Below are 14372 nucleotides of genomic sequence, written 5' to 3' on the forward strand. Positions count from 1 at the left end.
GCCGTGGACTGCGGCATGCCTTCGGAGACGCGTCCTTATGTCTCCTCCCTGAGACGAGGACGCGTCTTTTTGTTTGTCCGCCCGGCTCCATGTTATGATGAAATCAAAGGAGGTATGCAGGCGTGCGGGTAGGCTTCATGGTGCGGCGGGCGGCTGCGGCCGCCCGGAAGCGGGTATCCGAACTGCGGGCAAGCCATCCCGGGCTGACCGAACGCGAGTTGGCCGAGATCCTGATCGGCGAAAAAGCCCGGGCCTCCGCTGCCGCGGGGGCTCTTACGGCCCTGCCGGCCGTCTTTCCCGGCGTGGGAACCCTGGTAGCCCTGGCGGCGGGGCTGGCGGCTGATATCGGTTTCTTGAAACACCTGCTGGAGAGGCTCGTCCTTGAACTCGCTGTGCTTTACGGCCGTGACCCCCTGGCGCCGGATGTACGGCGTGAGCTTTCGTGGGTCCTGGCCTTTGCCGCCGGGGTGGACGGTGCCGGTAAACGGATGGCCTCCTATGCGGCGGGTGTTGCGGCACGGCAGGCGCCTATCGCCAGCCTCGCCGGCCGGTACTCCCTGTCGCTCGGCTTCAAGGCCGCCCAAAAGTCGGTCTTCTTCCGTGTCCTGCCGCTCCTGGGGATCGCCGCCGTAGGGGCGCTAAACTACTTTTTTGTGCGGGGCCTGGGCCGCCGGATGCTAACGCACTTCGCCGGGCGGGAAAGTTCCCCTTGGGCCGGGCGCACTATGGATGCCGACTTCAGGGTCGAGGCCTAAAAGCGGGTGCGCCGGCGGGGGCCTATCACGCGGCCCAGCAGCATCCCGAGGGCGAAACCGCCGATATGCGCCCACCAGGCTACGGTGTTACCCGGGACCGCCGCCGACACCAACCCGTTCACCATTTGCAGAGCGAACCACAGGAACAGAAAGATAACGGCCGGCAATTCGGTGAGGACCGGGATAATGAATATCGGTACAAGGGTCAGGATGCGGGATCTACGAAAAGTTACAAAATAGGCTCCCATGACGCCGGCTATGGCCCCGCTCGCTCCTACGGTCGGGACCATGGATTCGGGGTTGGCGAAGATATGGGCGAAACTCCCGGCGAGACCGGCGCCCAGATAGAAGAACAAGTAGTTCCGGTGCCCCATGGCGTCCTCCACGTTATCGCCGAAAACCCACAGGTACAGCATGTTCCCCAGGATGTGGAGCCAGCTTCCATGGAGAAAGATCGTGGTGAACATGGGGATCCAGGCATCCAGGTTCAATGGATTGTCAAGGATCTTTCCCTGGACGGCAGGTACCACCCCGTAGCTATTGAAAAGGCGTGTCAATTCGCTCTCCGTCAGGCCCGATTCATAAAGAAACACCGCCAGGTTAAGCGCTATCAGGATGACGTTGACGACCGGAAAGGTCCGGGAGCGGATGGTGTCGCGTAGCGGGATCAAGTATTCCGGCCTCCTCTGGCATCGAATGGCATCGAAAGGCGGGTGCCCTTTTTGCGTACGGGTACGGCGAATCTGCCGTTGCACGGGGGTAAATGCCCGGCGTGGCTCTTCGCGCGAATGAAGAATCTGGCTGCGGCCCTCATCGAGATCATTGTCCTGGAAAACGGTACCGAAGAAGTCCTGCGGCGTTTGGCCGATCCCTTTTGGTTCCAGGCCTTCGGCTGCGTTCTGGGCTTCGACTGGCACTCCTCCGGGCTGACAACCACTGTAACCGGCGCCCTAAAGGAAGCGCTCCGCGACCGTGCCCCGGACCTGGGGCTTTTCGTCTGCGGCGGCAAGGGGGGAACCTCCCGCCGTACGCCTGACGAAATCGCCGCCTGGGGGGAACGCAGCGCCCTTACCCTGGATCCCGGGGTACTGGCCTTCGCGAGCCGCATGGCGGCCAAGGTGGATAACGCGGCCGTCCAGGATGGGTACCAACTCTACCATCACGTCTTCGCCTTCTCGGCCAGCGGGCGGTGGGCCGTGATCCAGCAGGGCATGAATGAGAACACCCGCTACGCCCGCCGTTACCACTGGCTGAGTGAGGGGCTGGAGGACTTCGTATGCGAGCCGCACGCCGCGGTTTGTACCGTTGTCCCGGGGGAGACCGTTCTAAACCTGGTGGCCCGGGAAAGCGACGGCGCGCGCCGGGTTTCGGCTCAACTGGCCCGCCTGGACCCGTCCCGTCTCTGTCGCGACCTTGCCCGGTTGCAGAATGACAACCACCTGGAACTGGCGCGCCACCACCGCCTCCTGCTTTCGGACCTCGATCCCCGGAGCGTGGAAAAGGTGCTCCTTAAGAGCTACGCCGCGCAACCGCCTGACTTTCTCGCCCTTCTAGGTATCCAGGGCGTGGGCCCGAAAGCCGTCCGTGCCTTGAGCCTCATGGCGGAGCTGGTCTATGGGGCCCCTGCCAGCTGCCGTGACCCGGCACGCTTCAGCTTCGCGCACGGGGGCAAAGACGGCCACCCCTACCCGATCGACCGCCGGGTATACGACAACTCTGTCGCCTGCCTGGAGCGCGCCCTGGCCGCGGCGCGGGTCGGCCGGACCGAGAAGGTCAGCGCCTTCGGCCGCCTGGCCCGTTTTCAGGCGGAGGCCCCTTCGCCGGCCGCTGGCCGGTGAAGACTCTTCCCCTGTTACCCTATTTTATCCCCGGGTTTTTCTTCGGATCCCGCTTCCAGGTCTTGTGTTTCCGCGGAGGGGCCGTTGGTTGAATCATCTTCCCGTGCTTCGAGGCTTGAAACCACGGCCCATCCGAACCATACCCCGGCGAGAATGGTGACGATGTTATTCGACCTTTGCAGGGGCCACCAGAAGACGTACTTAGATTCCAGCCCGGGCCAGGCCCAGAGAAGCACCGGTACGGCCAGCACCAGTGCCGGGAGCCCCTGGATGAGCAGGCGCTTCCAGTTCAAACGGCGCGGGGTCCGGGACGGGATTAGGCGGATCGCGGCGAGGGCGGCCCCGAAAAGCATCGGGATCAGCATGGCTGCCGCCAGAAGGGGTTTGGGGTTAAGGGTCTGCTGGAAGGTCCCGATATAGTGTTCGATGACCTTGGTCACGCCTATGAAGAAGGCGATCAGGAATAGGGCGGCCAGGGATTCGTTACGCCAGTTGAAGTCTGTTTTGGTGATCAAGATTACCCCTCCTAACGGTTATCTAAAAACTAGAGATTGTCATGGAGCAGGGCGTACAGGTCCTGTCTTGTTACCCTGCGGGGGTTGGCGGCCAGCGACTGGCTGGGCATCGTTTCTTCGATGACGGCCGGAATATCGGCTTCCTTAAGCCCGACGGCGGAAAGTTTCTCCGGCAGGCCTAGGCGCTCACGGAGACGCTCAAGGTAAATGAGCAGTTTCGCGGCGGCTGCACCGGCATCGGCAGCGGTTCCGGTGAGGCCGGCCTCGATCGCCAGCGCGGCATAAGTATCTTCCAGAAGGACCATATTGAAGTGGACGGCGTAAGGAAGCAGAATGCCGCAGACCAGACCATGGGGCAGCCCGTAGCGGACGCCGACCGGGTGCGCGAGAGCGTGAACCAGGCCCGCCCGGGCGTTGGCCAGGGCCATCCCGGCCATCAGGCTCCCGAGCATCATCTTCTCGCGGGCGTCACGCTGGCGGCCGGAATCATAGGCCGTAAAGAAGTTTTGCACGATCAGGCGGAAAGCCTCGCGGCTTATGCCCGAGGTATAGGGGGTACGCCAGCGCGAGGTATGGGACTCAATGGCATGGGTGAGAGCGTCCATCCCGGTCTGCGCGGTCAGGGTTGGCGGCTGGGACATGGTCAGGATGGGGTCGACCACGGCCACGGCGGCCAGCCAGCGCCCGTCGCGGATAGTGGCTTTACGTCGCTGGACCGGGTCGATGAGCACAGCGTTGTAAGTAGCCTCCGCCCCGCTCCCCGCGGTTGTCGGTACGGCCACCCAGGGGAGCCCGGGCCGTGGTGCACGCAGGGGATCGAAGAAGGCCGCGGTGGGTTCTTCCTCGCCCGCGAGCCCGGCGGCGGCCTTGGCGACGTCAAGGACGCTCCCGCCTCCCACCCCCACAACAACCTGGCACCCCTCGCTGTGCAACAGTCCGCGGGCCTCGTCGACGGCCTGTACGGTCGGCTCGGGGTCCACCTGATGCCAAACGGTTTCTACCCCGGCCTGCTTCAGAGGGGTGGTGATACGGTCCATGTGACCCGATTCGGCCAGGCTTCGCCGCCCGGTGATCACCAGCGCCCGCCGGCCGAGAGATACGACCTCCTCACCCAGCCGATAGGTGCTGCCGGGACCGAAAAGGACGCGTGGTGGAGTCAGGACGTCAAAGAGCACGGGCAGACCTACCCTTCCTGCAATGCTGATCAGGGCTTAATACCCATAAAGATAGCCTTTTCCATAAGGGAGGGGGCAATTCCTGCTAAATGGCCGAGGTTTACGTCAGGGAGAGGTAAAGAAGGGCTTAATCAGCCAGGCGCAGGGTGTTTCCCGGCAGGGTGCCGGTTTCGCGCAAGCGGTGGGCGGGAAGCTCGAGCACGTGGCGGGTCCCGCGCACCCACGGGCCGAGCCGGAACGGTGCCAGCGCTTCAACCGTGTGCAGGACGTGCCAGCCGGCGTCCAGATAAGCCAGGTCGATGGGAAAGCGCATAAACCAGGTGTGAACGTTGCTGCAGGGGGTAAGCAGCAGACCGGTGCCGGGGGCCAGAGCGGCGCGGCCCATCAGGCCGAGGAGCCGGCGCCCGAAGGTGCCGGCCACCTCCACCTTCACTGCCAGGTCGGTACCCAGGGTGAGGTCGACGACGCGCATCGCTCAAAAACTCCGTAGAATCTGCAGGGCGGCCGGCCCCAGCAGGACGATAAAAGTCGCCGGGAAGATAAAGAAGATGAGGGGGAAAAGCATCTTTACCGGCGCCTTGAGGGCCCTTTCCTCGGCCAGCTGGCGCCTCTTGAGGCGCATTTGGTCCGACTGCGTGCGCAGGACATTGCCAATACGCACCCCCATCTGTTCGGCCATGACTACCGCGCCGATAAAGGTCGTCAGGTCGTCGACCGCCACGCGGTCGGCCACGTCACGCAGCGCCTCCCGGCGGGGCTTGCCGACCTGGATTTCACGGAGCATCTCCCGCATTTCGGAGGCCAGGGTCCCCTTGGTCTTGTCCACCACTTTTTGCACCGCGCCGTCAAACCCGAGCCCGGCTTCGATACTCACCGTCAGCAGGTCGAGGGTGTCGGGCAGGGCTTTCTGCACCTCCTGGCGGCGGCGGTTAATGCGTGAGGTGAGATAGAACCCCGGAGCGGCCCAGCCGGTTATCCCGGCGCCGGCGGCCAGAATGACCCCGGTGGCTGTCGGGAGACCGGTGGCGGCGAGGGCGGCCCCGATAACGACACCGCCTGCGGCGGTCAGGTAACGCAGGATCGTGAACTCGGAGGCCGTCAAACCTCCGGGACTGCCGGCCAGGGCCAGACGCTTCGTGAGGGCGTTTGCCGCGGGGCTGGACGGTGCCTGCCTACGCTGAAGGCGGCCGAACAGCGGCTGGAAGAGGCGTCGCCACAGCGGTACCGCCAGTTCAGCCTGCCGGGCGTGTAGGATTTTATCGCCGGCCGCCAATTCCTCCAGGCGTTGGGTGACGGCCAACCGCTCGCTGTAAAGGCGTTCGAGCAGCAAGAGGACGAAGGCCGTGACGGCCGTTAACACCAGGAATACAAGTAGCAGCAAGTCCCGTTCCCCCTCCGGATCTCGGGCCGAGGATGCACCTGCTAGACTTCAATGTTCATAATGTGCCGGACCAGGATGACGCCGATAACCTCGGAAACGGTGGCATAGGCGACCATTGCCAGTCCGGCGGGGTTGCCGAACAGTTCGCGCAGGTAACCGGGGTTGATAAGGAGAAGGACAAGGGCCAGGGCCACCGGCAGCAGGCCGATGATCAGGCCGGAAATCCTTCCCTGGGCGGTAAGGGTCTTGATCTCTCCTTTAATACGCACCCGTTCACGGATTGTATCCCGGATCTTGTCCAGGATTTCAGCCAGGTTCCCCCCTACCTGGCGTTGGATGATAACCGCTGTGACCATCAGGTCGAGATCGTCGCTCCCGACCCTACCGACCAGGGTCTGTAACGCTTCTTCCGTCCCCAGGCCGAGGTTCATCTCCTGCAGGCAGCGGGCGAACTCCTTGCTGATCGGCGGCGGCATCTCCCTGCAGACCATTTCCAAGGCCTGGGCGAAGCCGAAGCCGGCCCTCAGTGTATTGCTGATCATCGCCAGCGCATCCCCCAGCTGGGCGTTGAAGGCCGCCAGCCGGCGCGCTTTAGCCAGGTGCAGGGCAAAAAAAGGTGCGGCGGCGGCAAGGACGGCCAGAACAGCGGCTCCTAAACCCGTGCGCAGTATGAGGCTGCCCGCCGCCCAGCCGGTGATTCCCGCCAGGATCACTCCGGCGGCGAACTCCTCCCCGCGCAACGGGAAGTCAGCACGAGCCAGGTCCGCGTCCACCCGGGACCCGAGGCGGCGCAAAGGCATCACGTGCGCCAGCACCCGGACGATGCGGATTATGACGGAAACCGGCTCCGTTTCGGCCGGGTGGGCGTGGGGATCGCCGTCTGTTTGCGCGCCCAGCCGGTTCAGCCGCTCGAGGACGGCCCTGTCGCCCCGGCCGGCGGCCTGGGCCAGGTACCAGACAAGTAGAGAGACGGAAACGAAGGTCAGGAGGAAAATCGGCAGCATAGTCGAACCCCCCTTGGGTGGTACAATCAGATCCTGCGGGCAAAAACCTCGGGCCGGATATGTAGCCCCTGAGCCTCGATCTTTTCCATGAATTTGGGGCGGATCCCGGTGGCCTCATACCGTCCGACGGCCCTGTTCTCGTTATCGACACCCTGCTGGCGGAAAAGGAAAATGTCTTGCAGGACAATGACGTCTCCTTCCATCCCCTGGACCTCGGTGATCTGGGTGACCTTGCGCGAGCCGTCCTTAAGCCGGCTCTGGTGTACTATAAGGTCGACCGCCGAGGCGATCTGCTCCCGGATGGCGCGGACCGGGAGATCCATCCCGGCCATCAGGACCATGGTCTCCAGGCGGGCGAGCATGTCACGGGGCCCGTTGGCGTGACCGGTAGTCAGAGAGCCGTCGTGACCGGTGTTCATGGCTTGAAGCATGTCAAGCGCCTCCCCTCCCCGGACCTCGCCGACGACGATCCGGTCGGGCCGCATACGGAGCGCGTTTCTTACCAGGTCACGGATCGTGATCTGCCCCCGGCCCTCAATATTTGCCGGGCGGGATTCCAGGCGGACGACATGCTCCTGGTGCAACTGGAGTTCCGCCGCGTCCTCGATGGTTACGATCCGCTCGTCTGCGGGGATGAAAGACGACAGGACGTTAAGGGTGGTCGTTTTACCGCTGCCGGTGCCGCCGGAAACGACGATGTTTAGCCTGGCCCGCACACAGGCCTCGAGGAACCGGGCCATTTCCTGGTTAAGGGTTCCCAGGCGGACCAGGTCCTCTATCCGGAGTCGCTCCCGCGCAAATTTGCGAATGGTCAATGTGGGACCGTCCAGGGCCAGGGGCGGGATAATTGCGTTGACGCGGGAACCGTCCGGGAGGCGCGCGTCCACCATGGGCATGCTCTCGTCGATACGGCGCCCAAGCGGGGTGACTATCTTTTCGATGATGTGGAGGATATGTTCATTATCCCGGAATTCAACGGAGGTCAACTCCAGGCGTCCTTTTCGTTCCACGTACACCCGGTGCGGGCCGTTGACCATCACCTCGTTAACCTCGGGGTCGTTCAGTAACGGGGTGATCGGCCCGTAACCCAGGATCTCGTCCACAAGATCCCCGATGATCCGCTGGCGGTCCAGGCGGGGCAGGTATTCGGTGTTCGCCTCCAGGACCTGTTTGGCCAGACTCTCCACGACCGACGAGGTCAATTCCGCCCCGGTGTCGGGCCGCTTCTGAAGCTCGGCGATAAGCTGCTTATGGAGTACGGCCTTCAACTCGTGGTATGGTTCGCGTCCGTTCCTTGGTGCACGCTTCAACAACGCTCCTCACTTCCCTCTCCGTTTTACAGACTGAACAGGCGGGCGGCGATGGACAAGCGCGGTGTCTCCTCCGTGTCCTTCTCCTCGGGACTGCACAACTGGCGGGCCAGGGCGCGAATGGCCTGTGTCAGCTTGCCGGCCGGACTGGTGGTCAGGATGGACTGCCCTTTGTTCAAGGACGTGACGGCGGCTTTCCCGTCCTCGGGGAGGGATGCCAGGCACTTGCATTCCAGCACTCTCTCAATCTCGGCCGTTTTAATGCCGCCCTCAAGCCCGGCCCGGTTCAAGACGATGGCCGCCCGGTCCTGAAGATCATGGTCTGTCAAGAAATCGAGCGCGGACCGGGCATGGCGTATGCTCAACAGCTCCGGGGTCGCCAGGAGCAGGATAAGATCGGCGGCGGACAAGGCGGTTTGCGTCAGGCTGTCGGGCCGGATTCCGGTGTCCAGGATGACGTACGAATAACGTTCGGTCAGCAGGTCAAGGGCGTGTTGCAGGGCTTCCGGGGTCACCAGGTAGGCGTCGTCACGGGACGGGCTGCAAAGGACTTTTGTCCCGGTATAGTGGGAGATGAGGAAGTTGTCCACGGCCACCAGGTCCTCGGTCGAAGATTCATCGACGAGGTCCGCCAGGGTCCGGCGCGCCTTGAGGTTCAACGCGACCTCAATGTCTCCTTCGCCCGGGACCAGGTCAACCAGGACCGTCTTGCGCCCCTCCTGGGCAAGCGCGGCGGCCAGGTTTACGGCGACCAGCGTGCGCCCGACTCCGCCGCGCGTTGAAAAGACGGTGATGATCTTCCCCTGCCGGCGGCTCTTGGCCTGGGCCTGGATACCGAGGAGGTTTTGCCGGTGCTTGTGTTTCTCGTGTACGCGCCGGATGGCCGCGGCCAGTTCGCTGGAGTTGATCGGCTTGACCAGGTAGTCACCGGCGCCGGCGGCCATCGCTTTCCGGATATACTCCTGCTCGCCCTGGATGGAGACAATGATCACGGCGCTTTCCGGGACCTTGTTGGTGATCTCTTCGGTGGCCGTAATGCCGTCCATCTCTGGCAGGTTGATATCCATTAGGATCACGTCGGGCCTCAGGTCCTCGGCCGAGGCGATGGCCACGGATCCGTCGTCGGCCTCACCGACGACCTTTATGTCCTCCTCGAAGAAGAGCAGGCGCCTGATGTCTTCGCGGGTTCCAGCGACATCGTCCACGATCAGGACCTTGATCGGTTCCATCTTCAGCCCTCCTCGGTTATTGCTCGCGGACTTTAGCGCAATAGGTGATCCTTCCTGGCGCTGGGTATGGACAGGACCTCACTGTCTGCGGGGGAGCGCAGCAGCATTCGGATCGTGCCGCGCTCGGAGCCCAGGACAAGGTGCTGGGCCTGGGCCGGGGTGACGCCGAGGATAACCGTCTGCGCCTTGTTGCCTTCGCGCTGCCCCCCGGAGGCCGAGGTGCGCTTGGCGGCCAGGACGCGTACGTTTTGGATAACGGTCGACGTATAACTGTTGGATGTCTCGCCGGCTTCGAGGTCAAAGGTCACCGCCACGTCCACGCGGTCCCCGACCTTAAGCAGGCCGGAAACCCCGGAGACCTCGTTCACGGCGACGCTGACCGCACGCTCGCCGGGATTCAAAGCCAGGGCCAGGTCCTCAGAAGCCTCTCCTACGGCCGCTGTACGGGATTTGAGAATCTGTTCCCCGGGGAGGATCGCTGCCGTGGATGCCTTGCCGGCCACGTCTTCGATTTTGCGGTAGGCGTCGGGGTGGATGTACGCCGCCGGCACCTTACGATAGGCCAGCGCTTCCCGCTTTATGGGCGTACGGACCGGGATGGGCTCGCGGGCGACCACGACCGACTCGAAATCCCCCGTACGGCGATAGGTTTCTTCCATCCGGTCAAGATAGAAATAGACGCCGGCCGCTGCCGCCAGGCCGCAGACCAGGGCCACAATAAACAAAAGTCGCCTGCGCACGGGGCTCCTCCTTTCAACCTTTCCCCAATGACCGTCTCGGGCAGTTCCAGCGTATCATGCCGTCCCCTTCCCGTTCATCGGACAGGGGCCTCATTTTGACTTGGGTCAAGAGTCCCAAGCCCTAACACAAAAAGCCCGGGTATCCGGGCGGTTCGGTCAGGGTTTGAGGTGTAAGGTCACTCAGGCGTTTTCCAGGCGATGCCGTAGAGGGCGACCTCTTCGATTTCGTGTCTCCGTTGACGCGTCATCAGCAGGTTGACACCTTCGCTGGGCGTCAGACCCTCAAAAAGGATGGCATAGACCTGCCGGGCGATGGGTAGCTCGACGCCGAAGCGGACGGCCAGGCGGGTGGCGGCGCGGGTGGTGCGCACCCCCTCAACGATCTGGCTGACCTCGACCAGGGCTTCTTGCACGCTGAGTCCGCGGCCGACGGCCATCCCGAAACGGCGGTTGCGGCTATGCATGCTCGTGCAGGTAACGATAAGATCCCCGACTCCGGTGAGCCCGGCGAAGGTGAGGGGGTTGGCTCCCATGCGCACGCCGAGGCGGGTGATCTCGGCCAGGCCGCGGGTCATGAGGGCGGCGCGGGTGTTATCGCCGAAACCCAGGCCATCGGAGACCCCGGTAGCAACGGCGATGATGTTCTTCAGGGCGCCGCCGGTTTCGACGCCGGTGAGGTCCCGGTTGGTGTAGACCCGGAGGCAGGGAGACATGAACAGGTCCTGGGCAAATTCTGCCACGGCGGAAACCGGGGAGGCCGCCACCAGGGCGGTGGGCATGGCCCGCCCCAACTCCTCGGCGTGGCTTGGTCCTGACAGGGCGCAGTAACGCTGCAGTTCCCGATCGCCGGTCAGATCGGCCCAGACCTGGGAAAGCCTGCGCAATGTATCTTCCTCGATGCCCTTGGCGGCGTTGATTACCGGGACCGGGGGCAGGTAGGGCCGGGCCAGGGATACGGTTTCGCCGAAGGCATGCGAAGGCACGGCGAAGACGACCGCTTCTGAGCCGCGCAGTGATGCGGGAAGATCGGCGGTAACGGTCACCCCGGAGGGGATAGACACCCCGGGAAGGTAGCGGGTGTTCTCCTTCACGTCTGCCAATACCGCGGCGTGGGAAGCGCTGCGTGCCCAGAGACGGACGCGGTGCCCCGACCGCGCCAGATGGCAGGCCAGGGCGGTGCCCCAGCTCCCCGCACCCAGGATGCTTACGGTAGCCACAGGACGTTCCTCTCTCCTTTACATTTCGCGCGCGTAGCGCACGGCGTTCGCAAAGATCGGCAGCCCGTGGGGCTCGTCTGCCATCCCCCGCCGCCAGTTGGGGTGCTGGGTGGGCAATACAAAGCGTTCGGGGTGGGGCATCAAGCCCATCACCCGTCCGCTGGGGTCGCAGATTCCGGCGATGGCGCGCAGGGAACCGTTGGGGTTGTACGGGTTGTAACGGAAAACCACCAACCCCCGGCGCTCGATGTCATCCAGAAGCGGTTCCGGCGCCAGGAATTTCCCTTCGGCGTGGGCGACCTGATAGCTGAGTGTCCTTCCTTCCATTCCGGCCGTGAAGACACACGGGCCTTTTTCAACTTTCAGAGTGACCCAACGGCAGACAAAGTGCCCGCAGTCATTACCCATCAAAGTGGCGCTGATCTCCCCCGGGCGTACGTACGGCAAAAGCCCGGTACGCACCAGGACCTGAAAACCGTTGCAGATACCGAGGACCGGCCGCCCGTGCGCGACGAAATTCTGCAGTTGGTCCTGGAGACGGGAGATCAACTCCACGGCCAGGATTTTGCCGGACAGTACGTCGTCGCCGTAAGAAAAGCCCCCCGGGATAGCCATCAGGGCGTAGTCGGTAAGGCGCTTGAGCCCCGACCGTAGCTCGTTAACGTGTACGAAATCGGGCTGGGCTCCGCAGATCTCAAAGGCAAAAGCCGTTTCCCGGTCGCAGTTGGTGCCGTCGGTGCGCAGGATACAGACTCTCGGCCGGATCACTCGCCAAACACCTCCCGCATAGGACGGTCCCAGGCCGCCTTCAGTTCGTCGACGCTAACGGCGAACAACCGTTCCCCGGCGGCGGTGCGGGCTTCAATCACCCGTTCCTCCTGCGGGCGCCCGACATGGGTCCAGGGGACGTTCTTGAAAAGGGCGGCGGGGTCAAGATCCGCCCTGATTTCAACCAGGAAGCAGCCCGCTGTTTCGTTAAAGAGGAACTCATCGGGGCGGACGCCCTCCGGGATGTTCACCAATGCGCCGCAGCGGCCTCCGAAACACATCTCGGCCAGGGCGGCGGCCAGGCCGCCCTCGCTGATGTCGTGACACGCAAGGACCTCACCTGCGGTAATGGCGTCGTGCAAGGCGGCACAGGCGGTGACGAACCCGGCCAAGTCCAGGCGGGGCAGATTGGCCCCGGTAACCCCGTGGATATCCCAGTAGACCGAGCCGCCCATCTCCTTGTGGCGGCGGTGTCCGATAAGGATAACCACGCTTATCCCGGGGCGCTTGAAGTCGGATGAGACGGTGTGGCGAACGTCCGGCACGCGCCCGAAGGCCGAAACGCAGAGGACCGGCGGGATATGTACAAGGGTGCCGCCGGGACCGCGGTAGGTGCTGGACAGGCTGTCTTTTCCGGAGATAAAGGGCATGCCCGTGGCCAGCGAGAAGTCAACGCAAGCGTCGACGGCGCGGTCCAGGTAACCCAGCGTTTCCTCGTCGGGCACGGGCCAGATGAAGTTGTCGATAAGGGCCGTCTCACGGATATCGGCCCCGGCGGCGACGGCGTTGGCGACGGCCTCGGCACAGGCCCAAAGGCCTCCCCAGTATGGATCGAGGCGATTCAGGACAGGGTTCAGGCCATGGCTGATAATCAGGCCGTATGGCCGGCCGAGGAGCGGCGTGAGCATGCAGGCGTCGTTCGGCCCCGAGCCGTCCAGGCCGCCGAAGGGCGGCAGGGCGCTGGAGCCTTGAACCCCGTGGTCGTAAACGCGCACGATCGGTTCCTTCGAGCAGACGTTAAGGTGGCCCATCACCCGGCGGTAACAGTCCGCCCAATCTTCCGGGAGCGGGGGCGCCACGCCGGGGGCGCCCTTTGGCGGGGATTTCGCCTGCATCACCCGTTGTGGCAGGCCACAGTGCAGAAAATCCATCGAGAGGTCCATAACCGTCTCGCCGTTGTAGGTGGCCCGAAAACGGCCGTCACCGGTGAAGCGGCCGAGGACGGTGGCCTCGACGTTGAAGGCGCGGCAGATGGCCGAGAAACGTTCCCAGTTCTGCGGGGCCACGGCGCAAACCATGCGCTCCTGGCTCTCGGAAAGCAGGATCTCCCAGGGCGCAAGGCCGGCATACTTGAGGGGGGCCGCATCAAGGGCGATTTCGGCGCCGGTCTCAGAGGCCATCTCCCCGACGGCAGAGGCGAAACCCCCCGCGCCGCAGTCGGTGATCGCCCGGATCAGGTCCTCGTCCCGCGCCGCGAGGACGGCGTCGGCCGTCCGTTTCTCCTCGATTGGATGGCCGACCTGGACGGCTTGGGCGTGGACGTCGACCGTACGGTCGGTCATGGCCGCGCTGGAAAAGGTTGCCCCGTGCAGGCCGTCACGGCCGGTTCGCCCGCCGATGACGACCACCAGGTCCCCGGGCACGGGGTGCCCCTTGCCCGCCCGGGCCTTGGGAAGCAGGCCGTAGGCGCCGACGATGACCGTCGGCTTGGCCCGGAAGTCCGGGTGGAAGTGGACCGAGCCGTTGCAGGTCGGGATGCCCATGCGGTTGCCGTAGTCCCGGACCCCCGCCACAACGCGCCGCAACAGGTAAGACGGGTGCAGGCAGCCGGCGGGGATATCCTCCGCCGGGGTATCCGGAGAGGCGAAGCAGAACATATCGGTCGAAGCCACGACGGCGGCTCCCTGCCCCGTACCCATAATGTCGCGGAAAACACCGCCGCTTCCGGTGGCCGCTCCGCCGTAGGGTTCGATGGCCGACGGGGAATTATGGGTCTCCACCTTGCCGCAGACGGCCCAGCCGTTGTAGAAGGCGAAGACGCCCGAGTTGTCCTCGAAGGCCGACAGGACCAGGGGATGAGCCACCCGGCGGGTGGCTTCCTGCAACCTCTTCAGGAGCGGCGGCTTTTCCACCCCGTCGACGATGAGGCTGGCCTTGAAGGTCTTGTGCACGCAGTGCTCCGACCAGGTCTGGGCCAGGATTTCGATCTCGCAGTCCGTCGGCTCGCGGCCTGCCTCCCGGAAATGATCGCGGATGAGCCGCATCTCGTCCAGGTTCAGAAAGAGCCGGTCGCGGCTGAGGGCCATAAGGGCCTCATCGTCCATATTGGTAATGGGGACCACCCGCGCCGGGAGAGCCTCCCCGGTCAGGAGCAGGGTTCGGGGCTTCTCCCTCACAACGTGCTGGACGGTGTCGTTCACCAGAAGACGGGTGAGGATGA

Annotated in this window: 14 protein-coding genes; 2 read left to right on the plus strand and 12 right to left on the minus strand. The window is 64.1% G+C overall.

All coding sequences use genetic code 11. The features are described from left to right. The first annotated feature begins 122 nt into the window (after nt 1-122). Complete coding sequence (locus QMC81_02180) at nt 123-755, plus strand: hypothetical protein (protein ID MDI6906283.1); 633 nt, start codon at nt 123-125, stop codon at nt 753-755. On the opposite strand, the gene QMC81_02185 is transcribed toward QMC81_02180, so the two are convergent. Beyond that, a complete protein-coding gene (locus tag QMC81_02185; GenBank protein MDI6906284.1) occupies nt 752-1426 on the minus strand; it encodes a rhomboid family intramembrane serine protease in 675 nt (224 codons plus the stop codon). The two genes, QMC81_02180 and QMC81_02185, sit on opposite strands and share 4 nt — an antisense overlap. Nucleotides 1427-1477: 51 nt before the next feature. Here QMC81_02185 and QMC81_02190 point away from each other — a divergent pair, with 51 nt between their 5' ends. Next, the gene (locus QMC81_02190) at nt 1478-2593 is read left to right on the plus strand and encodes a DUF763 domain-containing protein (protein ID MDI6906285.1); all 1116 of its coding nucleotides are present in this window, start codon (nt 1478-1480) and stop codon (nt 2591-2593) included. Nucleotides 2594-2607: 14 nt separating this feature from the next. Here the strand turns inward: QMC81_02190 and QMC81_02195 are convergent, their stop codons facing one another. From QMC81_02195 to QMC81_02245, 11 genes are all read right to left on the minus strand, one after another. Next, on the minus strand, nt 2608-3108 hold the full coding sequence (locus tag QMC81_02195) for a hypothetical protein (protein MDI6906286.1): 501 nt from the start codon (nt 3106-3108) through the stop codon (nt 2608-2610). Between the two features lie 29 nt (nt 3109-3137). Further along, nucleotides 3138-4283, minus strand: a complete 1146-nt coding sequence (locus QMC81_02200; protein ID MDI6906287.1) for an iron-containing alcohol dehydrogenase — start codon at nt 4281-4283, stop codon at nt 3138-3140. 127 nt (nt 4284-4410) lie between these two features. After that, nucleotides 4411-4755, minus strand: a complete 345-nt coding sequence (locus QMC81_02205; protein MDI6906288.1) for a DUF192 domain-containing protein — start codon at nt 4753-4755, stop codon at nt 4411-4413. Between the two features lie 3 nt (nt 4756-4758). Then, entirely contained in the window at nt 4759-5664 is a 906-nt protein-coding gene (locus QMC81_02210) for a type II secretion system F family protein (protein ID MDI6906289.1), read from the minus strand. A 41-nt stretch (nt 5665-5705) separates the two neighbouring features. Then, nucleotides 5706-6668 (minus strand): type II secretion system F family protein, encoded by a 963-nt coding sequence (locus QMC81_02215; GenBank protein ID MDI6906290.1) that lies wholly within the window; start codon nt 6666-6668, stop codon nt 5706-5708. A 26-nt stretch (nt 6669-6694) separates the two neighbouring features. Continuing rightward, nucleotides 6695-7978: a CpaF family protein gene (locus QMC81_02220; protein MDI6906291.1), complete on the minus strand. Its 1284-nt coding sequence runs from the start codon at nt 7976-7978 to the stop codon at nt 6695-6697. Between the two features lie 26 nt (nt 7979-8004). Further along, nucleotides 8005-9207, minus strand: coding sequence for a response regulator (locus QMC81_02225; GenBank protein MDI6906292.1), 1203 nt, complete (start codon nt 9205-9207; stop codon nt 8005-8007). 32 nt (nt 9208-9239) lie between these two features. After that, a complete protein-coding gene (gene cpaB / locus QMC81_02230; protein ID MDI6906293.1) occupies nt 9240-9947 on the minus strand; it encodes a Flp pilus assembly protein CpaB in 708 nt (235 codons plus the stop codon). A gap of 176 nt (nt 9948-10123) precedes the next feature. Beyond that, nucleotides 10124-11164: an NAD(P)H-dependent glycerol-3-phosphate dehydrogenase gene (locus QMC81_02235; protein MDI6906294.1), complete on the minus strand. Its 1041-nt coding sequence runs from the start codon at nt 11162-11164 to the stop codon at nt 10124-10126. Nucleotides 11165-11182: 18 nt separating this feature from the next. Then, nucleotides 11183-11932, minus strand: a complete 750-nt coding sequence (gene purQ / locus QMC81_02240) for a phosphoribosylformylglycinamidine synthase I (protein MDI6906295.1) — start codon at nt 11930-11932, stop codon at nt 11183-11185. Beyond that, nucleotides 11929-14372, minus strand: a 2444-nt coding sequence (locus QMC81_02245) for an AIR synthase-related protein (GenBank protein ID MDI6906296.1), incomplete at its 5' end; no start/stop codon positions are given. The genes purQ and QMC81_02245, both read right to left, overlap by 4 nt.

The organism is Thermoanaerobacterales bacterium (genome assembly GCA_030019475.1).
Lineage (GTDB): Bacteria > Bacillota > Desulfotomaculia > Desulfotomaculales > JASEER01 > JASEER01.

Bases quoted from the DNA above. Each gene is read 5' to 3' on its own strand.
- QMC81_02205 (MDI6906288.1), bottom strand. From the start codon at position 4,755: ATGCGCGTCGTCGACCTCACCCTGGGTACCGACCTGGCAGTGAAGGTG.
- QMC81_02215 (MDI6906290.1), bottom strand. From the start codon at position 6,668: ATGCTGCCGATTTTCCTCCTGACCTTCGTTTCCGTCTCTCTACTTGTC.
- QMC81_02225 (MDI6906292.1), bottom strand. From the start codon at position 9,207: ATGGAACCGATCAAGGTCCTGATCGTGGACGATGTCGCTGGAACCCGC.